The sequence below is a fragment of the Rhizobium sp. P44RR-XXIV genome (genome assembly GCF_001999485.2).
Taxonomy (GTDB): domain Bacteria; phylum Pseudomonadota; class Alphaproteobacteria; order Rhizobiales; family Rhizobiaceae; genus Rhizobium.
The window spans coordinates 22,979-48,564 of the sequence record NZ_MPVZ02000027.1 but is presented as its reverse complement, the minus strand read 5'-3'; the positions used below and the strand labels follow the sequence as shown (position 1 = coordinate 48,564).

Here is a 25,586-nt window from a genome sequence, read left to right as displayed (position 1 = left end):
ACGCGAACAGCTAGTCAAACCTCAACCACGCCTCGCCCTGCGACAGTCGACCGCCGTGCTCGCAGGAATCACCCATGCGCGCGACCTTGTTGCCGTTGATATTTGCTATCGATGACCCCCCGGTAATCGCCGCCGTAGTCGGGACGCCCGTGCACAGGCACTTGTCGCCGACGGTGGCAATGGGAATACCGTTCACTTTGACGAAGTCCTGGCTGGTGGTCTGTACCGGGCCACCCACATGCGGTTTCGGCCCTGGATCACACGCCGGGCAAAAGTGCATTTGGCCTTTGAGCGTTACTGGTTGACCCAAATCAGTCTCCTCAAGCTACTGTTTTCGCGTCCAACGATACGAAGGTCCGTGCTACGGCTGACCTCAATGCGTGGGGTGAATGTCGGGCTTCCGCATATGTACATATGGAATCCTGACGCCTCGCTTCTCTACGTAACCAGTCGAGGCAGGCTGGAAACCGAATTTCCTGTAGAAGCCAACCGCGTTCAGAGTTGCCTGTACATATCTGACATCAGCCAGTCGATCATCGCACCCGAGCAAAAGAGAACCAATTCCGGATTGCTGCCTTTCAGGGCAAACAAATAGCGAGCGCAACTCATCTCCGCGCCAGCTGATAAATGCAACAAGCAATCCTTTTTGTTCGGCAACGATATAATTCTCTCCGGTCATTGCCCCATACAAATAGCCATAAGGAGTGCGCCCTTCCAGCCACGTCCTGATTTGAAGCGAAGTATAATGCTCGCCTAAGGAGAGCATTACACAATCAGTATGGATATCGTGAATGCGAGCAGAGTCACGTTCCTCCATCGGCCTGCACAGGATATCGGCGGCGGCTTCATGATCCATATCTGCACGACAGGGCGACACATTAACTCACTGAGCTGGTCTTGCATGCAGATCCAGCGGCGAAGATGTGTCCATCTCGCCATCTGCCTTACGGATTTCAAAAATGGGGTTATCTGCTTTCACGAATCTGAATCGAATAGCATGGTCGAATTTATTGTCCCCGTGCACTCCGGCAGGCAACAATTCGAAAGTCAATTGATACTTCGCCCCGCTCGGAATTGAAACATTGTGCTCCTCGGTAATCGACCCGACAGCGACGAGCTTGTCCTTGGCGACTTCAAAGGGTGTCAAGATTTCGCGCGTAGACACACCGGTAAGTGTTGAAGGCTCATTGCCCAGAAGCACTTCGACGATACATCCTTCCCCGTCTGGAACTCTGAACGAAACGCTTTCAGCGCGCCATGAAAACCCTTGCGAGACATGACGCGGTCCCCAGTCGTTAAAGGGATCGTCCAGGTTGGGATCGAATACAGCTACTTGTTGGTAGCTAATGAAAAGTGGAAATATTTCAGCCATGATCAAGGTCCAACGATAATAGTGGCTTTACAACCGTCTCGATACTTTCGGAGCTGATTGCCCATAGAAGCCCCGGCGCCCATATTGTCACCAGCGGTGATATTGCGCACGCTGGCGCCGGCGCCGCCTTCCAAAAACATTGCGGGCGGATATTCATCGGGCTGCATTCCTGGCTCCCTCGGGAAGCTGCCGGTTGCAGCCGCTCTACGCAGGGGAGCATTCGGTCGGTCTATTGTCAAGATTGACGGCTGGCCGGCCGCCTGTGCATCCAATATGTGTTGCGCGGACTCCGGATATCTGCTTTTCGAAATCACCGCGACGCCATGGCAGGGGCAGTTTCCGGTCGTACACGTATCCGTTCCGGCTTCGTCTCGTGCCTTGGCCTGATCCTCCGCCTTGCTCATATGGTCTGAAGCCACTTTCGCAGTCACAGCTATGCCCAGCGCACCGGCGACCCAAGGGGCTGCAGCGGAAGCGGCCTCTCCAACTGCCACCCAGAAAGGTGGATAGAGCAAGATTGCTGCCAACGTCAGCCTCCCCTCATCTCTTGGATGATCTTCTGCATGAGAATCTTGACCCGCTCGTTGGGCGGCATGTCGATGTCGTCCGCCCGCATCGCTCCAATAACGTGCGGAGAGGCGGTGATCCGCCCCCCGGACATAAGCTTCATGTAAGCCCAACGGCAGTGCGCCCCCTCGGAGGTGACCCCAAGATCACTCGATTCCTTGATCGAGTTCTCAACAAATGCGGAAAACTCATCCCCTGAGAATTCTTTAGTTTTCTCCTCGGCAACAGAGCAAAGATATTCGGACACTCGCTCATTCATCACCCGAAATTTTGCCTTAGAGACCGGCTCGATCTGTGCCAACTCGAATCTGAGCGGACCCTTCGGCGCTTCAGGTAAATTTTTCGGTCTGAGTGCGCGCTTGAACCTGCCGGTATCGGTGACTTTGGTGAGGATTGCAGTTGCCGGCCCAAGGACGCGCGCGAACTGCTTGACGGAGAGCAACGGCATGAAGCTGCCCAGCACATTCGGGTCCCAATGCCGGAACAATACGCGCTCATAGGCAATGGACTTACCTGCCTGCCCGTTATTTTCCGGGATCCTGTCATCCGGCACCAATACTTGATTGATGCTACGCAAGTGCCGCCACAATGCCTGTTCCCCGTCGGGACACGACCAGAAGACGGCGCATGGCTTTTCGAGCGCGAGCCGTTCAACGTGCTCATGTGTCTTCCTGTCTCTCAACGTAACCAGCCATGGCCCGTCTCGCCGCATGGCGGTGTCGCCACCTTTCAGGAACAGCGAGCGGCTCATAATCCCGGCCTCCGCCAATTCGTCCTCCAGATCATCGAAATGCCCGCCGTCAAGTACGGCAAACAATGGTCTGGGCATGGCGTCGAGCGCCGCCTGGAAAACACGGCTTGTTTCGTCGGTATCCGCAATATCGAGAGGAGCGGCATCCATTTGCTTATCCCCTTACGAACGGCGTGGAGGACTGCGACATCTTCTTGAGGCATGAAGGGCCCTTGCCCGGACCGCCTTTCCTGAAGTTGATCTGATTGCCCTCGATATCGATTTTTAGAGCGTAGAACTTGATACCCTGCTTATCGATGCTGATGTAGCCGCCGGGTGCCGAGAGGCGGATTTCATCGTTCGCGTAGATTTCCCAGACCTTGGCTTCGCCGTGATATTTATCGCCGGAAACGATGTTGTAGAGTTGCCCGACCTCGATGTTGATCTTCTCACCAACGGAGGTGTGCTGTTCCTTTCCAACCGTCTCCATATGAGTCTGGCCGACATTCGTGATCTTGCTCATGCCGATCTGTTGGACCTGGGCGACACCAACGCTGGTCGATTGGAACGATTGGACAATCGTGTTCATGATGCCGGAGAGTGGGAAGAAGCCGCCAGCGTCCTCCCCCATGCCGGTGCCGGAAGCAGCAAGATCCGTGCCCGCATCCCTGCGCGGGGTTTGGCCAGAGACGACGCCGGCACGCGATGCCAGACCACCTCCCGATAAAAATCCGAGAGCGGAAGAGGCAAGGGTCATTCCGAATGCACCAAGAGCGGGGCCGCCACCGCCGACCATCTGCCCAGCCTGTTGGAGGAGCGCTGAAGTCTGGCCCGCTAGGCCCATGACCCCTGTGAGCGCGTCCATTGCGCATGACCATTCGGGTCTTGTTGCCGGGAAGGTCATAGGGCACGCCGTTATTCGGATTGGGCACGACGCCGGTCACGAGCGGCCTGTCCGGATCGCCGTCGATGAAGGCGACCATGACTTCCATGCCGATGCGGGGAATGATCTGGCCGCCCCAGGTGCCGCCCGCCCAATTCTGGGCAACGCGCACCCAGCAAGTGTCGGATCCATCCTTTTTGGCACGCCGATCCCACGGGTACCACAGCTTGATGCGGCCATATTGGTCCGGATGGATTTCCTCCCCGGAAGGGCCCGCAACGAGAGCAACCTGCGTGCCACGGATACGCGGCCGTTCGGTCTTGCGATGCGGCGTCATGGCGACGCGTGACGGCACTGCTTCGAATTCGTTCGTGTATTCCGGCTGATCCGTGTTGGTTTCATAGGACGGATCGACGGCGAAATGCGTCGCACGAACGATCACGTGCTCTTCATAGACATGCTCCGGATGGGCCACCTCATAAGGTGTAAAGCGCCGCCCTGCCTCCAGTATCCGCGATGAAGACTGCCCGATGACACGATTATGGTCGGCTTCGCTTGCCTGCATACGAAGCTTCTGCGCCCGCTCGGCTTCCGAGACGGAGGAAATGCGGGCCGGATACTCATAAAGTTCGCGCTTCATCGCGCCCGGCATCTGCACCAGAGAAGGCGTGGCCGTACCCGGCACCATCTGCGGCGTCTCGAAATTCCAATCGGCGCCGGCACGCTGGCCCGGGATGTAAGCGTAATGCTTCATCCATTCGCTGATGTGGTTGCGGTCGGTCGAGCCCTGCGCGAGGCGTACCCTGCTCTCGCCTTCTGCGGATGCTGAGGGTCCGGCCCATGAATTCGCGCCGTCGGCCACATGCAGCCGGTGGCTGCCGCTCTCATGGGAGAACCAGTAGAACAGGCCGTCCTCCTCGAAACGGCGGGTCAAATAGTCGAGATCCGTTTCGTTCCACTGCACTGAGTAATGCTGCGGTGGCGGTGGCGTGACAACACCGGAGACCTCTGGAGCCGGAATGCCGTGTTCGGAGAACAGCGTCTCGACGATATCGATGCTGGTCTTGTCCATCCATATGCGGCAGTCCGAACGCTGCGACAGCAGCCACATTTGCGGCTTAAGGACCATCGAATAGGAGCGCAGGCCGCGGGTGATTGGCGGCCCTTCCTGAAGCGACGTTACCAGGCCGTTGAAGGGGCGGCGAACGCCGTCGCCACCATCTTCGGCCTGCTGGACCTCGATCGAAACATCAACCAGGCGGCCGATCAGCTCTTGCGGCTGAATCACCTCCCGCTTGGCGCGCACGGAAAGACGGATATCGAAAAGCGAAGAGACGCCCTCCGTTATCATCACGCGCTCCGGCAGAAGCTGGTCTGTGCCAAGCGGCGAGACGACCCTGAGATTTCGGGCCGCCTGAATGAAGTCATTGACCGAGGGCTGATCATTCATCAGTTCATTATCCTACCCGTGAGCTCGCTGCCCCTGCCTTGCCGGCGCTGCCAAGCACCTGCTTGCGGCCACCAACGAGATAGGCCATCTGGAACAATGTCCCGTTCGGCAAGGTCTCGTGCATCCCAGGCCCGTAAAGCACCTCCGGAGTCAGGATCTTGCCGATCTCAGCGCGTGAGGCGAGCGTACCGAGCAGATAGGCGCCCCGCGCCATATAGGCCCGGGTCTCGCCGTCGGTGACGGAGTAGTTGAATTGGGCGACGAAGATCGAGTGATGGTTGATATCCATCTCCCTGATGATGTTGGCTTCGTTGTTGCGGAGCCATCGTTGCAGCCAATGTGTCAACGACATCTCATTGGCCTTCTCGGAGAACATCCGGAAGAGAGATGCCGCGGCCCCCATGGCCTGGTTCCGCGCGGCGAATTCGCGTGGACCGCTCGGATAGGAGAAATAATCGTAGGAAGGACCGCGCCCTGCGCGCCGCATTGGCGGCAGGTCGGTTTGCTTCACCGGCTCCATTTGTAGCGCCGGTGACGAAACGGAAAAATCTACCATGGCGACCTCGATGAGAAACTTTGTCAAAGCGTGCAGACCGCCGCCGCAGCGGCGATCTGGCATCGAATACCGTTCTGGCGTGCCCCATCATCGTGACGCGCCGAAAAGCGCTGTATGGTCAGGCGGCCTTGGTGGTTGCCAGGTCGTAAGACGCGATCATCGGCGACTGCGGCGACTGCGAGTCGTCGTAAGGCGTGTACTTCACTTCCATCTTGGTGAAGTTGAGCTTGATCGTTTCGACCGGGCGATCGCCATTGGAATCGACCGAGTAGCTGGCGATCAGCGTGTTGGTGAGCGTGTATTCGATGTAGGTGTCGCCCGGATTGCCCGTCGTCACGAGATGGATGACGGCCTGCTTGCCGGTGCGGCCGGAGCATGCTTCCTGGAACAGCTTGGTCGACGAGGAATCGCTGACCTTGGTCAGGATGACTTCCGAAACGGTGGGCTCGGAAGCTTCTCGGTTCGCCGCCGAACCGGCCGACGTCTTCATGTTGCGCGAGACGTTCCAGTGAATGACTTCGATGTCCATCCACTTCTTGTGCTGTTCGTGGGTGGCATCGCCCTGAATTCCGTCGATCTGCAGATAAATCGGCATGCTCTCAACTCTCCTGTTAGGATTGAATTCGCCCTGTCGCTGCAAGGCGGGTTACCTTTCCGTCTAATGCCGCATCCGGACATGGTGGTCGTCCGGGGCTGCTTCATTCGCCGTGCCGCCTTGTCCACGGTCAGCGAATTCGTCGTCGTCCACCGGGCTTTCCTCGATGAGGAACCGGTGATCGCCAAAACTGATGGTGATGCCGCCAACTCTCCGCCCCGCCGCAACGGCATCGAGGAAGAAGGTCGACAGTTCTGGAAGAAGATCGCGTCCGATCATGGTCTCGATGGCGCGGGCGCCCAGCTCGCTTGCCTTGGCGCGTGCAACCAGCGCTTCCCGAGCCTCTCCCGACAGCGAAACGCTTGTGCCATAGGACGCCGCGACGCGATCACGAATGCGGCCGATCTGGATGTCGACAATGCCGCTCAAGGTCTCGCCGTTGAGCGGCATGAAGGGCAGAACCGTGGTGCGTCCGACGAAAGCGGGCTTGAAATGCTTCTGCAATTCCGGAAGCAGCAGGGCCTCCAGCGCCTCGCCTTCCGGCATGGTATCGGGATCTGCGGCGAGAGCCGCCAGCAGTTCCGAGCCCGTATTGGCCGTCATCACGATGGTGGTGTTCTTGAAATCGATATCGCGGCCTTCGCCATCGCGCAGAGTGCCCTTGTCGAACACCTGGTAGAACACTTCCTGGACGCCAGGATGCGCCTTGTCGATTTCGTCGAGCAGCAGGACACCATAGGGACGGCGGCGCACGGCCTCGGTCAAAACCCCGCCTTCGCCATAGCCGACATAGCCGGGCGGCGATCCGAGCAGCAGGGAAACCTTATGCTCTTCCTTGAATTCCGACATGTTGATGGTCGTCAGGTACTGACTGCCGCCATAGAGAAGATCGGCCAGTGAAAGCGCCGTTTCCGTCTTGCCGGTTCCCGACATGCCAACCAGCAGGAAGACGGCGGGCGGGCGGCGTGGATCGGAAAGCCCGGCGCGCGCAGACCGCATCGCCGCCGAAATCCGGTCGATTGCCGCATCCTGACCCAGAACTCGCTCCTTGAGCCTGGCGTCGAGCGTCTTGACTGTCTGGACCTGATCCGAGAGCAGCTTGCCGACGGGAATACCGGTCCAGCGCGCGACGATGCCGGCGATGACCTCCTTGTCGACGACACGAGGAACCAGCGGCATTTCGCCAGCAAACTCAGCGAGATTTCGCTCCGCTTGCGCCAACGCGGCCTTGATGGTTTCAGGCGATGAGCCGTGCGGCGGGAAAAGCGCGACATTGTCACCACGCGCCGGTGCCTCATCTGCCGCCGGCTGCACGTGGGGCTCTTTCAGGAGCGCTTCAATTCGGTCGGCTTCTTTCGACAGCCGAATTTCTTCGTCGAGCTTGGCCTGAAGCCGCTCAATCTCGGCGATCACCTCGGCCTTCTCGTTCCCGATGATGGCCAGGCGGGCAGTCAGCTCGGGCGTTGGTGGCTCCGCGGACAGTGCCTCCAGCTCGGATTCCAGCATCTCCTGCTCGTGGCGCAGGCTATTCAGCGCCTCAGGAACTGTTTGCCGGGCCAGAGATACGGCTGCGGCAGCGGTATCGATGAGGCTGATCGCCTTGTCCGGCAGTTGCCGTGCAGGGATGTAGCGCGCCGAAAGGCGAACGGCGGCAGCCAGCGCCTCGTCGCGAATGCGAACCTTGTGATGGGCCTTGAAGCTCTCGACAACGCCCCGCAGCATACGAATTGCCGTCTCTTCGTCAGGCTCGAGCACCTGGACGACCTGAAAGCGCCGGGTCAGCGCCGCATCCTTCTCGATGTGGCGCTTGTATTCGCTCCAGGTCGTCGCGGCGATCGTTCTTAGCTCCCCGCGCGCAAGCGCCGGCTTCAAAATATTGGCCGCATCGCCCTGCCCTGCCTGACCGCCTGCACCAATGAGGCCATGTGCCTCGTCGATGAAGAGGATGATCGGCTCCGGCGAAGCCTGTACCGCGGCAACGACGCCATGCAGGCGTCGTTCGAACTCACCCTTAACACCCGCACCGGCCTGCAACAGGCTGAGGTCGAGCAACAGGATCCTGACCGGCTTCAGCATGTCCGGCACGTTTCCAGAGGCGATCTCAAGCGCCAGCGCTTCGGCGACAGCCGTCTTGCCGACGCCCGCCTCCCCGACGAGGATCGGATTGTTCTGCCGGCGCCGCATCAGGATATCGATGACCTGGCGCAGTTCGCGATTGCGCCCTATCACCGGATCTATGCGGCCGAGCTTGGCATCGGCCGTCATGTCCCGGGTGTATAGGCGCAGAAATTCATTCTCACCGACAGCGGAAGCTGGCGATGATTGCGATGACGAGGAAGCCGGCTCATCGGCCGACGACGTGGCATTCAACCGCTTTTCAAGAGCATTGCGGTCGATATCCCGCAGAGACGGCGCCATGCCGCGAGCCATGATTCGCAGCGATTGATCGTCGGTCAGCGCTGTCAGCAGGTCGGCCAAGGTGATGCTTTTTCGACCGCATTGAAGCGAAGCGACGAGCCATGCTTCCCGCATCAACGCAAGGAGGTTCTGGGACAGCACCAGCGCATTGCCGCCGTCTCGCGGCAGTTCCGCGATGGCGGTATCAAGCTCGGTGCGCAAAGCCTGCGAAGATACGTTAAGCCCTTCAAAAAAAGAGCAAACTTCCGATACGTCTAGTAATACGCGTATCCAGTTTGCGACATCCACGGCAGCATGCCGTTCGCGCGCAGCAAGCGACGCTGCGGCCTCGAGACCGACACGCAATTCGGGCTCAAGCGTTCTGATTAGACGATTGAGATCGATGTTCGACACGTGGAAATCTCCTCCTTAGGTTTCTAGTTAGGTGTATCCTCCATGCCGGTCGAACAACTAGGGCGCTCATCCAAATGTGTCCAGCCCGCAAACATTAATTTTTTCCGGACTTTCTAACTTCTGATTGTCATAATTCCTTTGCAGAATATACATGGTTGACAATGGAATATATCGACATAACTATCTTGCGCTTGGATGATGTAGTTATAAATTTGGAGTTAAGCCCCTGCTCAATGTGCGAAACATAGAGACTCCATTTGAAGAAAATGCGCCATGCGGAGAAAACATCCGCAGCAATACTTCATTGCGTGAAATATACTATAGAATAAAAGACGCAAGAAATCAGGCGCGCGCTGCAGAACGAGGTATATCACCTGGGCAGAATATTAGCGTTCCACCTGCCTGGTCAGACGTCAGCAATCTGGGATTGCAGATTGTTTCTTCAAAAAGTAAGGATCTCGAAGTATTGGCGTGGCTCGCGGAAGCAGAACTACGTTTGCGCGGCTTTGAAGGATTGAGGGATGTCTACCAGGGAATTGCGTCGCTTTTAGACAAGCATTGGGAGAGATTCCATTCGGTCGGCGAGGACGACATGGAAGAACGCCTGGCACCTCTCGCAGGGCTGAATGGCGTAGGCGGTGAGGGCACGATCATTCAGGCAATCAGGCTTACTCCGCTTGTGCCCGGCATGAAATTCGGCCAGTTTTCGTTTTGGGATTTCCAGCTTTCACAACGACCTAACGAGACCAGACGGCGCGACGAATTGAACCAGGCCGTTATCGTGGCCGGCACCGCGGCGATGAGCTCCCATCTCGAACATCTCAACGGCTGCATAGGCGCCTTTGACCGCCTCGTGGCAATCCTGAACGAGCGCTGCGGCGCGATGGCGCCGCCTAGCTCCAACACGCATAACGTCCTGCAGGAAGCCGCATCGGCGCTTCGCGCTCTTGCGGGTATCGAAGCTCACACGGTCGAAGACGGAGTTACGCCGCAGGCACCGACAGGTACGGGTGAACCGGCTCAGATAATTCCACGCCCCCTCAATGCCGAAACGATAGGATCCCGCGAGGAGGCGTTCGAGCTCTTGCTTGCCGTTGCGCGTTACTTCCGCCGCACGGAGCCGCACTCCCCGATCTCCATGGCGATCGAGACCATGGTGCGGCGAGGACGCATGGATTTCTCGGAATTGCTGGCCGAATTGCTGCCCGAACAACAAACCCGAAACGCCGTACTGACCGCGGCTGGAATTCAGCCAAAGTCCAACAAGGGTGGCTGACGGACACAACCAATTTTGAACTTTTTGCAACCAGCTCTTCCCAAAGTCGAGTTGTGCCACATGTGAAAAGCAAGTTTTGCCCGCTTGGGATTGAAGGAGAAGCTTATGGCAAGTGTTCATGAAAAACTGGAGCGAGTGCGCAAGCCAAGGGTCCACATCAAGTACGAGGTGGAAACCGAAGGCGCCATGGTCGTGAAGGAACTACCCTTCGTCGTCGGCGTGCTCGGTGATTTCTCCGGCAACCCGACCCAGCCGCTGAAACCATTCGGCGAGCGCAAGTTCGTGCAGATCGATCGCGACAATTTCGACGACGTCATGCGGCGCATGACGCCTGGTTTGAACATTTCGGTCGAAAACACGCTGCAAGGCGATGGCTCACAAATCCCCGTCTCGCTCAAGTTCGAGAGCATGGACGATTTCGAGCCCGGCTCGGTCGTCAACCAGGTCCCCGCGCTGAAGGCACTGCTAGACGCCCGCAACCAGCTTCGAGACCTGATGAGCAAGGCCGACCGCTCGGAAGAGCTGGAGCGCCTGCTCGAGGAAGTCCTGCAAAACAAGGCGGATCTTTCGAAGCTGATGTCCGAGCTCGGTGTGGAAGAAAAGCCCGCCGCCAGCTGATTGCCATCACGATCCGTCAGTCGGGTCGTTCAGTTCTGTTTCAAGCAGCCGCTAGCGGCAAGTGCGCAAGCCTCACCGATATCGCTGCATCTTCCGTAAGGATCGAAAAATGAGCGCTGAAAGCCAATTGAAGACCAAAGAGGCCGAGTTTGCGCCGGCAGAGGATCTTCTGACGCAAATCGTTTCCGCCACCCGGCAAACCGAACCGGATCGTGCACAGGATCTGTTGAGGACGCTGACGGACCAGGCTCTGAAGGGCACTGTCACCTACGACCGCAACCTGACGGTAACCCTCAACAACGCCATAGCCGAGCTCGACCGGAAGATCTCGCGACAGCTCGCGTCGATCATGCAGTCGCCGGAATTTGCCAAGCTGGAAGGCAGCTGGCGTGGATTGAACTATCTGGTCAAGAACAGCGAAACCAGCGTCAATCTGAAGATCCGCGTCCTGAACGCATCCAAGCGCGATGTCTCGAAGGATCTGGCAAAGGCCGTGGAATTCGATCAATCGCGGCTCTTCAAGTCGATCTACGAAGATGAATTCGGCACACCGGGCGGTGAGCCCATGGGTGCGCTGATCGGCGACTACGAATTCGACAATTCTTTCGACGACGTGCAGACCTTGCAAGCAATCTCGTCGATCGCGGCAGCCGCCTTCGCCCCTTTCATTTCAGCCGCAAGCCCCCGTATGTTCGGCTTCGACGATTATCGTGAGCTTGCCCGTCCGCGCGATCTCGAAAAGATCTTCGAGACGGTGGAATACGCCAAGTGGCGCAGCCTGCGCGATAGCGAAGATTCGCGTTTCGTCACGCTTGCGCTTCCCCGCGTTCTCGCCCGCATGCCATACGGCCCGAAGACCAATCCGATCGATGACTTCGGCTTCGACGAGACCGAACATTCCAAGACCGGCGAACTCGAGCACAATTCCTACTGCTGGATGAACGCATCTTACGTCATGGGAACACGGTTGACCGACGCCTTCGCCCAGAGCGGCTGGTGCACCGCGATCCGCGGCGCTGAAAACGGCGGCAAGGTCGAAAATCTGCCGATGCACATCTTCTCGAGCGATGATGGCGACCTAGATCTCAAGTGCCCGACCGAAGTCGGCATCACCGACCGCCGCGACGCCGAACTTGGCAAACTCGGCTTCCTGCCGCTCTGCCACTACAAGAACACCGATTATGCCGTGTTCTTCGGCGCCCAGACCACGCACAAACCGAAGCTTTACGACAAGCCGGAGGCGACAGCCAACGCCGCTGTCTCCGCTCGCCTGCCCTACATGATGGCGACGTCGCGCTTTGCCCACTATCTCAAGGTGATGGGTCGCGACAAGATCGGCTCCTTCATGGAGGCCGAGGACTGCGAAAACTGGCTCAATCGCTGGATTTCGAACTATGTCAACGCCAATGACGACGCAGGCGAGGAATCGCGCGCCAAGTATCCGCTGCGCGATGCCAAGGTGACGGTTCAAGAGGTTCCCGGCAAGCCCGGCTCCTACAATGCCGTCGCCTGGATGCGACCTTGGCTCCAGATGGAAGAGTTGACCACTTCGCTGCGAATGGTCGCCCGCATTCCGAGCAAGAACTAAGGGGAGGCCGCGCGGCGGCTACCAGCCGCCTGCGCGCCTTCAGTCAGCCACATGATCGCGACGACGATGGAATCGAGAGCCGCCTGGCCCCGTCAGGTGCATCGCGTGATCGCCATGATCGACGATGCCCTGAACCGGCAGGTCAATGCCATCCTGCATCACCCCGAATTCCAGGCGATGGAAGCGCGGTGGCGCGGGCTCGACATGCTCGTACATCACACAGGGCAGTCGGAAGAGGTCAAGATCAAGCTGTTGAGCGTCAGCTGGGCGCAGCTGGCACGGCATCTTGAACGCACGACCGATTTCGATCAGAGTCATCTTTTCGAGCTGATCTACAGCCGCGAATTCGGCATGCCTGGCGGCGAGCCCTTCGGTCTTTTGGTGGGCGACTACGAACTCTCACCGCAGGATCCGAATGGCGGCGATACGATCGGCGCGCTGACCCAAATCGGTATGGCCGCAGCGGCCGCCTTCTGCCCTTTCATCGCTGCCGCATCACCGCAGGCGATCGGCCTCAACGACTTCAACGAATTGAACCGTGTCCAGGACTTTTCCTGGCTTGCCTATGATCCGACCCGCATTCGCTGGAATGGACTTCGCGCCCGTGAAGACTCACGTTTTCTTGGGCTGGTCGCCCCTCGTGTCCTGATGCGCTCGCCCTATGAGCCATTTTCACGCGAGCGAGACGATCAGTTTCCGTTCCGTGAAAACATAGCCGCCGACGGCAGCAGCCTGTTGTGGGGCAACGGCGCCTTTGCATTTGCGATTATCGTCATCCGCAACTTCGTCGAATCCGGGTGGTTTGCCGACATCCGGGGCGTCACTCAGGATGCAGTCGACGGCGGCCTACTGAGTGCGCAGGAACTGGCGCCGTATGATCTTGGAACGGAAAGCCATGGCCTTTCGGAGCAGGCGCCGGTCGAAATACGCCTGACCAATACGCAGGAACAACAACTCTGCGAACTCGGCCTCGTGCCGGTCGCTACCACCTACCTCTCCTCCTCGGTGATCTTCAATTCCAACCAGTCGCTGCACGCGCCGCCGCATTATTCGAGCGAGCAGGCACGGCAGAACGCCCGCATCGCCGCCATGCTGCAATATGTGCTCTGCGCTTCCCGGTTCTCGCACTATCTCAAGGTCATCATGCGCGATGAGATCGGCCGGCTTGCCGATACGGCCTCGATCGAGCGCAAGCTCAATGACTGGCTGTCCAGCTACACGCTCGGCAACGACGATGCCGACGTGCTGCTGCGGGTCCGGTTTCCCTTGCGTTCAGCCGGCATCACGTCGACGAAATTCCCGGCAAGCCCGGCATGTTTGCCTGCACCGTGCGGCTGCAGCCGCATTTCCAGCTCGATGATGTATCCACCAGTTTTCATCTCGTCGCGGAGACAGCGAATTCGACACTTGCGCTCTCCCGTCCCGCAAACGTGCCGCAAAGGATGTCTGCATGACCCTCTCCGCCAAGATCGCCGAAGCACTAAGTGAAAACGCCCTCGATGAGGCGATCGAGCTGGCGAAGGCACACGTGAAGACGGCGCCCAGCGACAAGGACGCCAGGCACCTTTTCATCGACCTGCTGATCCTTTCCGGCGACTATGCGCGCGCTGATGCCCAATGCAATCTCGCTGCCACCTTCGCGCCGGAAGATACGATGGGTTTTGCGCTGTTGCGCAATCAACTGCGGGCCATGGCGGCCCGATCGGCTTGGTTCGACACCGCTGCAACACCGGACTTTCCAAACGGCCCGACTGCGCTTGACCAAGTTGCGTTGAAAGTCGCGGTCGCGCATCGCGATGGCTCGAAGGACGCTGCCGCTGGGCTTCAATCCCTGGAAGAGACCCGGGGTGAACGGCCGATGAGCTGGAACGGTCGCCCTATTTCCGATTTCCGCGATCTCGACGACCGCCTCCCCCATGCGCTTGAAGTGATCATGACCGGCGGCGCCTATCTCTGGATCGACTTTTCCCGGATCGCCGCCCTTCGCGTCGAGCCGATCTCGCGGCCGCGTGACCTCGCTTTCCGTTCGGCCGAACTGGAACTTGTCGACGGCGCCATTGCGACGGTTCTTCTGCCGGCAATCTATCACGGAACGACCGGCGCCAGGCTGCTGCTGGGCCGCGAGACCGAATGGATCGACGAGCCGACCGGTATTACGACCGGACGCGGCCAGAAATGTTTCCTGGCGGGGGACGACGTCGTCTCCTTCCACGAGCTTGAGACGCTGGAAACCGTGTCGCTTGATGCCGACCAGACGAGGCGCGCCGCCCATGGCTGATCCGCTCGAACGCTACCGACCCCGGGAACGGATCGTCGCCAGATCGATCATCGATCGGCTGATCGACGAAAACCCGGATCGATTGCAGGACCCGCCACTGACATCTGCCGAACAGTTGCGAGAGCTGCGCGAATGCATCCGCCGCGATCTGGAAGCGCTGCTCAACACACGCCGCCGGCCGACCGCTCCGCCATCGATCCATGAGGAACTCGGCGATGCCCTGGTCTCGTTCGGCGTTGATGGCATGGTGTCGGCGAACCTCGTCACCGACGAGGCCAAAACGCGCCTCGCCAGACTGATCGAGCGACGGATCGCGCTTTTCGAGACACGTCTTTCGGACGTGCGCGTGAGCATCCTGAAAAGCCGCGGCAATGGCGAACGCGCCTTGCGCATGCGTATCCAGGCGACGTTTCGCGTGCACGAAGGCATGCCGCCGATCAGCTTTGAATCGACGATCGATCCGTCGACCCAGCGCTTTCTCGTGGAGGCCGGCAATGGCTGACGGTTTCCTGCAGCGATACAATGACGAACTCGCTGCCATCCGTCGCCGCGCGGCGCGTTTCGCCGACGCCTTCCCGAAAATCGCCGGCCGGCTGCGCGTGACCGGTGAGGTGGCCGACGATCCCCATGTCGAGCGGCTGATCCAGAGCTTTGCCTATTCGGCCGCCCGCGTGCGTCAGAAACTCGACGACGAGTTCCCGGAACTGACCGACGGCCTGCTCGAAACCCTCTACCCGCATTATCTGGCGCCGCTGCCCTCGATGAGCATCGTGCGCTTGGCGCCGAGCAACACGCTTGCCTCAGTGCAGACGGTTCCCCGCCACACAGAGATCTTCGCCGAGCCGATCGGCGGCGAGAGCTGCCGCTTTCGCACTACGCAAGACACGGACGTTGCGCCGATTGAAATCGTTTCAGCTTCATTGACGGGTCATCCCATCAGCGCGCCACCCTCACCTCATGCAGGGGCGGCCGGTTGCCTTCGTCTTTCGATCCGCCCGCGCGACACGAACAAGTCCATCAGTGAAATCGGCCTTGATCGGCTCAGACTGCATATTGCTTCCTCCTGGCAGCAGGCAGTGGCGATCCACGAGCTGCTCGCCAACCATACGCTCGGCATCGCGCTTGCCCGGCATGCCGATGATCGTGCTCCCGTCATGCTACCGGCGAAAGCGCTTCAGCCGATCGGCTTCGAACCGGATGAAGCCATACTGCCTTACCCGACATCGAGCTTCGCCGGCTACCGATTACTCACGGAATTCTTCGCTCTGCCGCAGAAATTCCTCTTCATCGACATTACCGGGCTGAAGGCCTGGGACGGCGAGACTCTGGAGATCTTTATCTATCTCGACGAAACCAGCACAAAGCTGGAGCGGACGCTTTCGGCCCGCGATTTCGTGCTCAATGCGACGCCGGTGGTCAATCTCTTCCGCCAAACCTGCGAACCCCTGGCCCTTGACGGCACGCGCACGGAATATCGCGTCCTGCCGGACGCCAGACGGCAAAAGACGCGTGAGATCTACACGATTGAAAACGTGCTCGTCTCAGGGCGCACCGGCGAGGAGGAGCAGTGCCAGCCATTCTTCGGCCGCAGCCTGAAAGGTGGAGCCTCGTCGCTATTCTGGCAATGTGCGCGGCGCTTCGACGCCGATGACGGCACCTCGGACATGGAAATCGCCTTTGTCGATCGCGCAAGGCGGCCGGCCGGGTCCATTGACAAGATCGCCAGCATTGATGCGCTCTGCCTCAATCGTGAACTTCCCGAACAGCTGCCGTTCGGCGGCGGCCACCCCTATCTGCAGCTTGCCTCCGGCAGCGAAGCGGTTGGCACTGTCGAAGCCCTGATGGCCCCTACCCCCTCAGTACGCATGAGCGAACAACAGGGGCGCAACTGGCGGCTCATGTCGCATCTGCAGCTCAACCATCTCTCGATTTTCGACAATGACGGCGCAGCGCTGAAGGACATCCTGGCTCTTTACGCCTTCCGCGACAGCCGCGAGACACGACAACTTGCCGACGCGTTGGTGCGGATCGAGGCGAAGAGCTCGATGGCCCGCCTCGGCAGCGGCGGCATGGTCCCCGGCACCGATATCCGGCTGGAATTCGACCCCGCTGCAATTGACAGGCCTTCGGCCTATCTCTTCGGCAGCGTTCTCGACCGCTTTTTCGGGCTTTACACCTCTATCAACAGCTTCACCCGTCTCTCCATTTCAATGAAGGGACAATCCAAGCCGATCGCCGTCTGGCCGGCGCGCGCCGCCGAACGGCCGCTGCTTTGATGAAAGGACGATCTTAGGACGATGGATCAGATGCGGCCGAGTGACAGTGAAATGCTTGCATCGCTGCTCGAACGCGACCCCGGTCGCTTCGAGCCGACGACGGCATTTCGCGTGGCTCAGGAATCGGCCGGAGATCATCTCTCGGTTTCGTCGCCGGTCGGCGTCTCGCCGACGCCGCTCGCGGTCAACGACTTCAGGCGCAAAGGCAAAGGCGCATCGCTGCGTGCCAGCATGGCCGGATTGCTCGGCCCGCTCGGAGCGATGCCGCCGAGCTACAACGAGCTCGTCATGCGCGAAGAGCGTAACCGTGCCCACGGACTTGCAAGCTTCTTCGATATCTTCACCGCCCGCCTCACCGAACTTTTCGTCGATGCAAGCGAGAAATATCGCCTCGCCCGCAGACTGCGATGGAACCCGGGCAGAAGCGGCAACACCTTCATATCAACGCTTTTCTCCCTCGCCGGCTTCGGTACAGCACGATTGAGGGAGCGCGTTCGACCCGACGATGAACTCATCCTCAGATTTTCCGGCTTCTTTGCGGCTCGCAACCGCAATGCGATCAATCTGCAGGCCATGCTGCGCGAATTCAGCGGGTTGCCGGTGGCGATAGAATTGTTCAGGGGCCGCTGGCTTTCCATCCCCGTCGATGAACGCAGCCGCATGGGCCAGCCGCAGGGAGTTCAGCTCGGCGTAAATGCTACGGCGGGAACGGCAATCCATGATTTCGGTGGCAGTTTCCGCGTGGTTATTGGCCCCGTCAACTACGAAGACTATCGGGCGCTCTCGCCCGGCGGCAGCAATATCGACGCGCTTTTCGCGCTGACGCGTCTCTTTGTCGGCCCGACGCTCGATTTCGATATTCAGGTCGTCCTGAAGAAGGAGCATATCCCCTTCTGCAAGCTGGGCGAGGATGGTGATCCGCCGAGGCTCGGTTGGAATAGCTGGGCACGCGTCGCTACAGCCGAAAGCGACAGTGGCGATGCCATTATCGCCGAACCACGCTCGGCTCGCGGGCTGTCACAAGCAGGAGGCGCCCATGCGGCTTGAGCTGCGTCAGATCGCCGGCGATGGCGCCAGCAAGGGATGGTTCTTCGAACGCGGCAAGCGCACGCTCGGCCGCTCGCCGGATTGCGACTGGCAAGTCGAAGATCCAGGCCGCCTGGTGTCGAAGATTCATTGCATGATCGAGCGCGACCGCACCGGCTTTCTGTTGCGCGATCAAAGCGCCAACGGCACCCGGGTCGATGGCGTCATGATCATGGAAGGTGAGACTGCGAGACTTGCAAACAAGTCGAAGATCGCATTCGGCGAAATATCCTTCCATGTCGCCATCAGCGGCGAAGCCGATCGCGATATCGAGGATCCGGCCGCCGGCCTGCGCCTCAGCGATGAAACGATGACCATCTCCTCAATCCTCGCTGACGTCGCGCCCGGCGGCGGCACGGCAAATGGCATACTCGGCCATCGCGGCGGAGAAGACTGGATCGCGGCTATTCCGCAATCGACGCGAAAGGACAAGCAGTCGAGTCGCAATATCGATGTCGGCTGGAGCGGTCCGCCTGATATCGATGGTATCAAACCGGTCCTCCCCGATGACTGGAATGCGGATTTCGGCCTCGGCAGCCAATTGGAGCATGGTGCTGCGACACACGTTTCCGTGGCCGTTGCGCGCAGCGCCGTCGGTCGCGATGCCCCGGATACGACGAAGGTGATCATTCCCGCAAACGATATCCGGGCGGCGGAAGACACAGGCTTTGGCCAGCCAGATGAAACCTTGCTGCTGTCCGACGATCCGCTCCAGCAGTTTGAAGCCCTTGTCGATAGATTAGAGCAGACCCTCGCCGATGAAGCCGCGCTCCTTGGCATCGAAGATGACCATGTTCATTCGTCTGCGTCGCTCTTCAGCCGGGAGCGAGCCGAGCAGCTCACGGATCGGCTGCGAACACTCATTGCCAGGCAATCCGCCCTGAATGCCGGCCTTGAAAATCTCCTTGGCGAAGCCAGTCGTCTATTCGAGCCCCGCATGATCGAGGCGCAGGTCGATGCCGGCTCCCGCAAGGGGATTTGGCGCGGTAGCCGGGATTATTGGAAGGCCTATCAGACCCGGTTCGAACGAGATGGCAAGCGCATTTCCGTCCGCGATCTGCTGACGGAAGCCGGACGCGCCCCGGCGGATCGTCAGGGTGAGCAGGACATCAGCACCATTGCAGAGAGGACGGGCAACACCCGATGAAGAACGAGAATCGAGTGGCATGGAGCGAGGGCATGTTCCTTCGCGTACAGCACTTCCAGCAAGCCGACCGCTGGACGGAGCGGCTTGTGCGGACGACCGCGCGCGGATTGGCGCCCTATCCCTGGGGCATCGCTGAAATCGGCATCGACCGCAGCGCGCTCGCCATCGGCCAATTCGCGCTGTCGAATCTGCGCGGCATCCTGCCCGACGGCACGCCATTCGAAGCGCCCATCGATGCGGACCTGCCGCCGCCGCTCGATCTGGACGACAGCACCAAGAATGCCATCGTCTATCTCGCCCTGCCGGCGCGTCAGCCCGGCAAGGCGGATGTCGCCCACAATGGCAGCGCCATGCGCAACAGCGTTCGCATCACCGCCTCCCAATATGAGGCGCCGGATTCCAATATAGAAACCGACTTCATGGCACCCATCGATGTCGGTCGCCTGAGCCTGCGCTACCTGAAAACCGGCGACGAGCTCGCCGGCTACGAGTTGATTGGCCTTGCCCGCATCATCGAGGTGCGTTCGGACAGAGCAGTCATTCTGGATCCTGACTATATTGCGCCCTGCCTCAACTGCGCCGCCGAAGCGCGGCTGAACGAGCTGGTCACCGAACTGCTCGGCATCGTGCGGCATCGCGCCGAGGCGATTGCCGAACGCATCGGTGATCCCACGGTGCGTGGCACCGCGGAAGTGGGCGACTACTTTCTTCTACACATCCTCAATCGCGCCGATCCGATGCTGCGCCACATTGCGGCGAATGCATCGAGGATGCATCCGATGGCCTTCTATGAGCAATGTATCGAGCTTGCCGGAGAGCTTGCGACCTTTACTACCGACAGCAAGCGGGCGAGCGACTTCCCGCCCTATCGTCACGACGATCTGAAGGCGACGTTTGCAGCTGTCTTCAACGATTTGCGCGCCTCCCTTTCCGCAGTGTTGGAGCAAGCCGCGGTTTCCATCGAGCTTATCGAGCGGCGTCATGACGTCCGCGTCGGTACCATCAACGATCGTTCGCTGCTCAAGGATGCCGGCTTCGTGCTTGCCGTGCGCGCCGAGATGTCGGCTGAGGACGTCAGGCGCAAGCTGCCGTCGCAGATCAAGGTCGGCCCTGTCGAGCGCATCGCCGAACTCGTCAACGTGGCGCTGCCAGGTATTCCTGTCCGTCCGCTACCGGTCTTGCCGCGGCAGCTGCCTTATCGATCCGGAACAATCTATTTCGAACTCGATACGAAGAATCCGCTTTGGAAACAGCTTGATACCTCCGGCGCGATCGCCCTGCATCTTGCCGGCGACTTCCCTGGCCTGGAGATGGAACTGTGGGCTCTCAGAGAATGAACACACCACGATCGACACCATGGCACGAGCTGCCGACCATCATCGAGCTCAGCGACAGCGGCACCAAGAAGAATGAGGCCGCCCGAAAGCTGGCCGACCTTCTGGATGACGAACTCGATCAACAGGCTGGGGATACGCCCGGCGGCTGGTCGGTCGACACCTTGATCCGCAACTTCCGTTTTGGCGGCGAGGACGTTCCGACCATCGTGCGCTCGGCCGCCCCATTGCTGAATCTCGCCCATAGTCTCCGCAATACCGAGGAACAGCCTGATATCGCCGAATTACGTCGCGTGACGATCGAGGCCGTCGGACGCTATGAGCGCGATCTCGCCAGCGCCCGCATCAGTCCGGAGCGGGCGCGCGCCGCCCATTATGTGGTCTGCGCCACCATCGACGACGTCGTGCTGAGCAAGCGCTGGGGCGTGCGCGCCGGCTGGGCGCGCTCCGGCCTCGTCTCCACCTTCCACATGGATGTCACCGGCGGCGACCGGGTGTTCGATCTCCTCGACCACTTCCAGCAAAGCCCGGGCACCAACAAGGACCTGTTGCTCCTTATATATCTATGCCTGTCTCTGGCCTTCGAGGGCCGGACACGCGTTTCGCCGCGCGGCTCTCTGGAGCTCGGGCGCATCCGCGACAGTCTCTATAAAACATTGCTCGGCCAGTATGGTATCTTCGAACGCGAGCTGTCGCCGCACTGGCGCGGCGTTTCCGCCCGGCACAAGCCGCTGCGCACCGCTGTTGCGCTTTGGACCGTTCTTTCCGTTCTCGCTCTGCTGTTTGCGCTCGGCTACATGTTCTTTACGCTGTCGCTCAACCAGGCCTCGGATGCCACCTTCGAGCGCCTGGCAAATCTGCCGCCGCGCGACATGCCAAGCCTGCTGATCGAGACGCCGAAACCCAAGGAGGTGGTCGTCGAGGCTCCACCGCCGCAGAAAAAGCAACCTGAAACGCCGCCGCCAGCGGTCAAGCAGGCTCCGAGCCCGCTCGACAATCTGCTGGCTTTCCTGCAGCCCGAAGTCGACCGCAAGCTCGTCACCCTGTCCAACTCCAACGGGCGCCTCTTGGTGCGCATCAACAATTCTGGGCTCTTCGACACCGGCAGCGCCGAGGTCAGCGACCGGTTCCGCGATCTCCTGCAGCGCATCGGCGGGGCTCTCGCCTCGGAGAAGTTCCGCGCGGTGGTTGTCGGCTATACCGACAATGTGCCGATCCGCACGACACAATTCCCGTCGAACTGGCACCTATCCGAGGCCCGAGCCCGCGCGGTCGGCGATATCCTGGCCGCCTATACCGGCAAGGATGCGATCCTGACGGAAGGGCGCGCCGACAGCGATCCGCTGGCAAGCAACGAGACGCCGGAAGGACGCGAAATCAACCGCCGCACCGAAATCCTCGTGCTGACCGATCCGACGCAACGGCTTGGTGACGCCGCCCTCAATCCACAGGCGACGACTGGGCAGGCGGGTCGCAACCCGAGCGCTGCACCGGCAGCAACGACGGGAGCCACACGATGAACCCGCTCGGCATATTCTACACGCTTCGCTCCTACGTCTCGGTCTATGCCGGCCTTCTCGGCCAGCGTTTCGTCTCGCTCATCTGGGTCGCAGCCATCTGCGTCCTCATCTGGTTCTACGGCTACACGCTCGGCTACGGCACCTTCAAGCCGCTGGCGACAGTCAATGCCCGCCTGATCGCGATCGGCGTGGTCATCGCAGTCTGGCTCGCCTATCTGTTGATCGCACGGCTGCGCGCCCGCAAGCGGGACAACGCGCTTGTGGACGGCATCAGCGATGATGCAGCCAGCCAGCAGGCAGAAGTTGGAGAAATCCATAGCCGCCTCAAGGAAGCCCTGCTGCTGCTGCGCCGCATCAGCAAGAAGCGCTTCGGCTATATTTACGAACTTCCCTGGTATGTGATCTTTGGCGCTCCCGGCTCCGGAAAGACCACGGCGCTGACCAATTCGGGATTGAAGTTTCCACTTGGCGATGCCATCGGAAGCAACTCCGTTCAGGGTGTGGGCGGCACCCGCAACTGCAATTGGTGGTTCGCCGATGAGGCAATCCTTATCGATACGGCCGGCCGTTACACGACCCAGGATGATTTGAACGGCGCATCAAAGGCGGGCTGGGAAGGCTTCCTCGGCCTGCTCAGGAAATATCGCCGGTCGCAGCCAATCAACGGCGCCCTCGTCACGCTATCGATCGGCGATCTCCTCAGCCGCGATCATGAGGCGCAACTCGATGAAGTGCGCTCCATCCGCAAGCGCCTGTCGGAACTCGACGAATTTCTGCAGGCGCGAGTGCCGGTCTACGTCATTCTGACAAAGGCGGACCTTTTGACCGGCTTCGTCGAGTTTTTTGACGGACTTGCAAAGACCGATCGCGAACAGGTCTGGGGTACGACATTCAATCTCGATGAGAGCTACAAGGGCGAAAATCTGCCAGAACGTTTCATGGAGGAATTCGCGCTTCTGCAGCAACGTGTCGATGCAATGCTGATCGAGCGCCTGCAGCAGGAGCCGAACATCGAGGTTCGCGGCCGGATATTCCGTTTCCCCGCCGAGCTTGCTGCCCTTGGCGAACGGCTGCAGGAGGTGCTCGGCGAACTCTGCTCTTCGTCGAGCCTGATCGAAGCCCCGCTGATGCGCGGTGTCTATTTTGCCTCCGGCACGCAAGGCAGGGAGGCTGCAGCCGAGGCGCCGCGCATGCGCCGCAGCTATTTCCTCTCGCGCCTCTTCAAGGAGGTCATATTCGGCGAAGCATCGCTGGTTGCGCGCGACAGACGCCTGTCCGGCCGTCAGGCGATGATCCGGCGCGTTGCCTATGGTGTGGCCGCAGTGGCGCTCGCAATCGTCTTCACCGGCTGGACAGCCACCTATTTCCAGAATTCCCGCGCGATTGCCGCCGCCGAGCGGCGCATCGACAATTACGAGAAGCTGGCAAACGGCATTCCGGTGCGCGACGTCACCGATGCCGACTTCCTTCGCGTCCTGCCCGCTCTCGACAATCTTCGCGCCGTGACGGGCGGCTTCGACGAAGCGAGGATCTGGCCGACAAGTTTCGGCCTCGATCAGGAGGACAAGATCGCCAGCCGCCAGCGCATCGCCTATCAGCGTGCCCTGAATTCCCTCCTGTTGCCGCGCATGCTGGTGGAGCTTCAAAAGGAACTCAAGCAGCCTTCAGATGTCCAAAAGACCTTCGACAGCCTAAAGCTCTACGGGATGCTCGGCGGATTAGGTCCCCTCGACAAGGATTTCGTCTCGCAGCAGGCAGAAGATATGTTTGCCACGCTCTATCCGGGCGAAGGACGCGCCGCCGTTCGCAAGGCGCTCGTTACGCATGTCGATGCGATGGCCACGGGCAATCTGCCGGCGATCGAGCTGGACAACGCCTTGATTGCCAAGGCGCGCGACACCATTCGCCCGCAAAGCCTGGCATCGCGCACTTACGATATTCTCACCCATTCCCGCCAGGCCCGACAGCTTGATCCTTGGATCCCCGCCGACGCCTTGGGTCCGCTCGGTGCGCAGGTATTTCAGAGAAAATCGAAAGCGGCGCTTCGTGACGGTATCGCCGGAATCTTCACCGGCAAGGGCTATCGCACCGTCGTGCTGCCGGACGCCGAAGCGGCGGCATCGGAAGCGCTCAAGGAGCAATGGGTGCGCGGCGATGCCGGCGGCAACCCAACCGGCATGACCACGGACGCCATCGCGCAGGCCGCATTGCAGCTTTATTTCGATACATTCCAGCAACGCTGGTCGACGCTGCTCGCCGACCTGCAGGTTCGCCCTTCGAAGGATCTGGCGGACGCAACCGAAACCGCGAGAATCCTTGCGGCAAATCCAAGTCCTATCGAGATGGTGCTGAAATCCATCGCGACGGCTACGGATCTGCGTCCGGCTGGTGTGACTGAGGTCGCGTCGCTCGGCGACACTCCGGATGCAGCACTTGCATCGGCATCCACAAATGTCGCCAACACGCCAGATCCCTATGGACCGTTGCGCGCAGCGCTCGAGGTGAGCAGCAACAATACACAGGCCGTCCCTCAGGGCGACAATGCGAATGGAGCAAGCAGCAAGCCTCGCTCGCAGATCCAGAGCCTTCAGCCGATCCTGCAAAATATCTATGGCCAGCTATCGCGCGCCGCCACATCGACGGCAGAGGTCGCCCGCGTCTTCGATGCCGGTGGCCAGCTTGCCAACGCCAATCAGGACCTGTTGCAACAGGCCCGGGGCCTGCCGGCGCCCGCCGATGCCTGGATGGTGGCAACTGCCGCCGATATCGGATCCCTCGCGGTCAAAACCGCCCGCGCCCGCATCAACGATCTTTGGGCTACGGAAGGTGCCGATCTCTGCGCCCGCATCGTCACCGGTCGCTATCCCTTCGATCGGAAATCAAGCCAGGATATTGCCATGGCGGATTTCGTGCGTCTCTTCGGTCCTCAGGGCCTATTCCAGACTTTCTTCAAGAACCGCCTGGATGCGTTCATCGACACCAGCGCACAGCCATGGGGCTGGCGCGGCACCTTCGGCGGCGACAGCATTCCGAGCCAGGCCATCGCGCAGTTCGAAAATGCCAACAAGATCGAACGTGCCTTCTTCCCAGCTGGAAGCGAGAAGCCGGCGATTTCGATCAACGTGAAGCCGGTATCCCTGTCGGATTCGGCCAATGCCGTGATGATGGAGATAGAGGGTGAGCGTGTGGTCTACTTCCACGGGCCGATCCAATCGAAATCCATAGGTTGGCCGGCTACCAACGCCGATAATCAATCGCGCATCGCGTTTCTGCCCGGTGGCTGGCAGGAAGCTATGACGCAGAGCGGCGATTGGTCTCCCTTCCGCCTGTTCGACGCTGCCAAGGTGACGGTCGAAGGACCCGATCTTTTCAGGGCACGCTTCGAGAACGACGGTCGAGCGGCAGAGTTCGATGTGCAGTTCGGCTCGGTTCTCAATCCATTCCGGCTGCAGGCATTGTCCGATTTCAGCTGCCCGGCGCAATTTTGACGGTCGGCTCG

20 protein-coding genes and 2 pseudogenes are annotated in these 25,586 nt (G+C 60.1%); 13 read left to right on the top strand and 9 right to left on the bottom strand.

Going from position 1 to position 25,586, the window contains the following annotated elements; translation table 11 throughout:
• Positions 1-10: 10 nt before the first annotated feature.
• The 9 genes and pseudogenes from BSK43_RS12640 to tssH all read right to left on the bottom strand — a co-directional run bounded on the left by BSK43_RS12640 (position 11) and on the right by tssH (position 8,964).
• Positions 11-310, bottom strand: coding sequence for a PAAR domain-containing protein (locus BSK43_RS12640; RefSeq protein WP_077470539.1), 300 nt, complete (start codon positions 308-310; stop codon positions 11-13).
• Positions 311-373: 63 nt separating this feature from the next.
• The gene (locus tag BSK43_RS12635; RefSeq protein WP_077470538.1) at positions 374-856 is read right to left on the bottom strand and encodes a GNAT family N-acetyltransferase; all 483 of its coding nucleotides are present in this window, start codon (positions 854-856) and stop codon (positions 374-376) included.
• A gap of 27 nt (positions 857-883) precedes the next feature.
• Complete coding sequence (comJ, locus tag BSK43_RS12630) at positions 884-1,372, bottom strand: competence protein ComJ (RefSeq protein ID WP_136686883.1); 489 nt, start codon at positions 1,370-1,372, stop codon at positions 884-886.
• 2 nt (positions 1,373-1,374) lie between these two features.
• Complete coding sequence (locus BSK43_RS12625) at positions 1,375-1,776, bottom strand: NucA/NucB deoxyribonuclease domain-containing protein (RefSeq protein WP_077470680.1); 402 nt, start codon at positions 1,774-1,776, stop codon at positions 1,375-1,377.
• 125 nt (positions 1,777-1,901) lie between these two features.
• Positions 1,902-2,840, bottom strand: coding sequence for a DUF4123 domain-containing protein (locus tag BSK43_RS12620; protein ID WP_077470536.1), 939 nt, complete (start codon positions 2,838-2,840; stop codon positions 1,902-1,904).
• 4 nt (positions 2,841-2,844) lie between these two features.
• Positions 2,845-5,002 (bottom strand): annotated as a pseudogene (gene tssI, locus BSK43_RS12615) (type VI secretion system tip protein TssI/VgrG).
• Between the two features lie 7 nt (positions 5,003-5,009).
• Positions 5,010-5,558 carry a hypothetical protein gene (locus tag BSK43_RS12610; protein ID WP_136686881.1) on the bottom strand — a complete coding sequence of 183 codons (549 nt, stop codon included), beginning with the start codon at positions 5,556-5,558 and terminating at the stop codon, positions 5,010-5,012.
• Positions 5,559-5,676: 118 nt separating this feature from the next.
• Positions 5,677-6,153 (bottom strand): type VI secretion system tube protein Hcp, encoded by a 477-nt coding sequence (locus tag BSK43_RS12605; protein ID WP_034511314.1) that lies wholly within the window; start codon positions 6,151-6,153, stop codon positions 5,677-5,679.
• A 63-nt stretch (positions 6,154-6,216) separates the two neighbouring features.
• Positions 6,217-8,964 (bottom strand): type VI secretion system ATPase TssH, encoded by a 2,748-nt coding sequence (gene tssH / locus BSK43_RS12600; protein WP_077470534.1) that lies wholly within the window; start codon positions 8,962-8,964, stop codon positions 6,217-6,219.
• 235 nt (positions 8,965-9,199) lie between these two features.
• Here tssH and tssA point away from each other — a divergent pair, with 235 nt between their 5' ends.
• The 13 genes and pseudogenes from tssA (at position 9,200) to tssM (ending at position 25,575) form a co-directional block, all read left to right on the top strand.
• Positions 9,200-10,240 carry a type VI secretion system protein TssA gene (gene tssA, locus BSK43_RS12595; protein ID WP_246662551.1) on the top strand — a complete coding sequence of 347 codons (1,041 nt, stop codon included), beginning with the start codon at positions 9,200-9,202 and terminating at the stop codon, positions 10,238-10,240.
• Positions 10,241-10,345: 105 nt separating this feature from the next.
• Complete coding sequence (gene tssB, locus BSK43_RS12590) at positions 10,346-10,858, top strand: type VI secretion system contractile sheath small subunit (RefSeq protein ID WP_077470533.1); 513 nt, start codon at positions 10,346-10,348, stop codon at positions 10,856-10,858.
• Between the two features lie 109 nt (positions 10,859-10,967).
• A complete protein-coding gene (gene tssC, locus BSK43_RS12585) occupies positions 10,968-12,446 on the top strand; it encodes a type VI secretion system contractile sheath large subunit (protein ID WP_077470532.1) in 1,479 nt (492 codons plus the stop codon).
• Positions 12,447-12,497: 51 nt separating this feature from the next.
• Positions 12,498-13,700, top strand: a pseudogene (tssC, locus tag BSK43_RS12580) (type VI secretion system contractile sheath large subunit); the annotation flags it as partial.
• A gap of 59 nt (positions 13,701-13,759) precedes the next feature.
• The gene (locus BSK43_RS35645) at positions 13,760-13,900 is read left to right on the top strand and encodes a hypothetical protein (RefSeq protein ID WP_246662610.1); all 141 of its coding nucleotides are present in this window, start codon (positions 13,760-13,762) and stop codon (positions 13,898-13,900) included.
• Positions 13,897-14,724, top strand: coding sequence for a type VI secretion system accessory protein TagJ (locus tag BSK43_RS12575; protein WP_136686879.1), 828 nt, complete (start codon positions 13,897-13,899; stop codon positions 14,722-14,724). The genes BSK43_RS35645 and BSK43_RS12575 overlap by 4 nt, the downstream gene beginning before the upstream one ends.
• Positions 14,717-15,226, top strand: a complete 510-nt coding sequence (tssE, locus tag BSK43_RS12570) for a type VI secretion system baseplate subunit TssE (RefSeq protein ID WP_068390616.1) — start codon at positions 14,717-14,719, stop codon at positions 15,224-15,226. Before BSK43_RS12575 ends, tssE begins: the two co-directional genes overlap by 8 nt.
• Positions 15,219-17,000, top strand: coding sequence for a type VI secretion system baseplate subunit TssF (tssF, locus tag BSK43_RS12565; protein ID WP_077471698.1), 1,782 nt, complete (start codon positions 15,219-15,221; stop codon positions 16,998-17,000). Before tssE ends, tssF begins: the two co-directional genes overlap by 8 nt.
• 21 nt (positions 17,001-17,021) lie before the next feature.
• Positions 17,022-18,047 carry a type VI secretion system baseplate subunit TssG gene (tssG, locus tag BSK43_RS12560; RefSeq protein WP_077471697.1) on the top strand — a complete coding sequence of 342 codons (1,026 nt, stop codon included), beginning with the start codon at positions 17,022-17,024 and terminating at the stop codon, positions 18,045-18,047.
• Positions 18,037-19,233: an FHA domain-containing protein gene (locus BSK43_RS12555; protein WP_169055389.1), complete on the top strand. Its 1,197-nt coding sequence runs from the start codon at positions 18,037-18,039 to the stop codon at positions 19,231-19,233. The genes tssG and BSK43_RS12555 overlap by 11 nt, the downstream gene beginning before the upstream one ends.
• Positions 19,230-20,570: a type VI secretion system baseplate subunit TssK gene (gene tssK / locus BSK43_RS12550; protein WP_077471695.1), complete on the top strand. Its 1,341-nt coding sequence runs from the start codon at positions 19,230-19,232 to the stop codon at positions 20,568-20,570. Before BSK43_RS12555 ends, tssK begins: the two co-directional genes overlap by 4 nt.
• On the top strand, positions 20,567-22,087 hold the full coding sequence (tssL, locus tag BSK43_RS12545) for a type VI secretion system protein TssL, long form (RefSeq protein ID WP_077471694.1): 1,521 nt from the start codon (positions 20,567-20,569) through the stop codon (positions 22,085-22,087). The genes tssK and tssL overlap by 4 nt, the downstream gene beginning before the upstream one ends.
• On the top strand, positions 22,084-25,575 hold the full coding sequence (gene tssM / locus BSK43_RS12540; RefSeq protein WP_077471693.1) for a type VI secretion system membrane subunit TssM: 3,492 nt from the start codon (positions 22,084-22,086) through the stop codon (positions 25,573-25,575). The genes tssL and tssM overlap by 4 nt, the downstream gene beginning before the upstream one ends.
• The last annotated feature ends 11 nt before the right edge of the window (positions 25,576-25,586 follow it).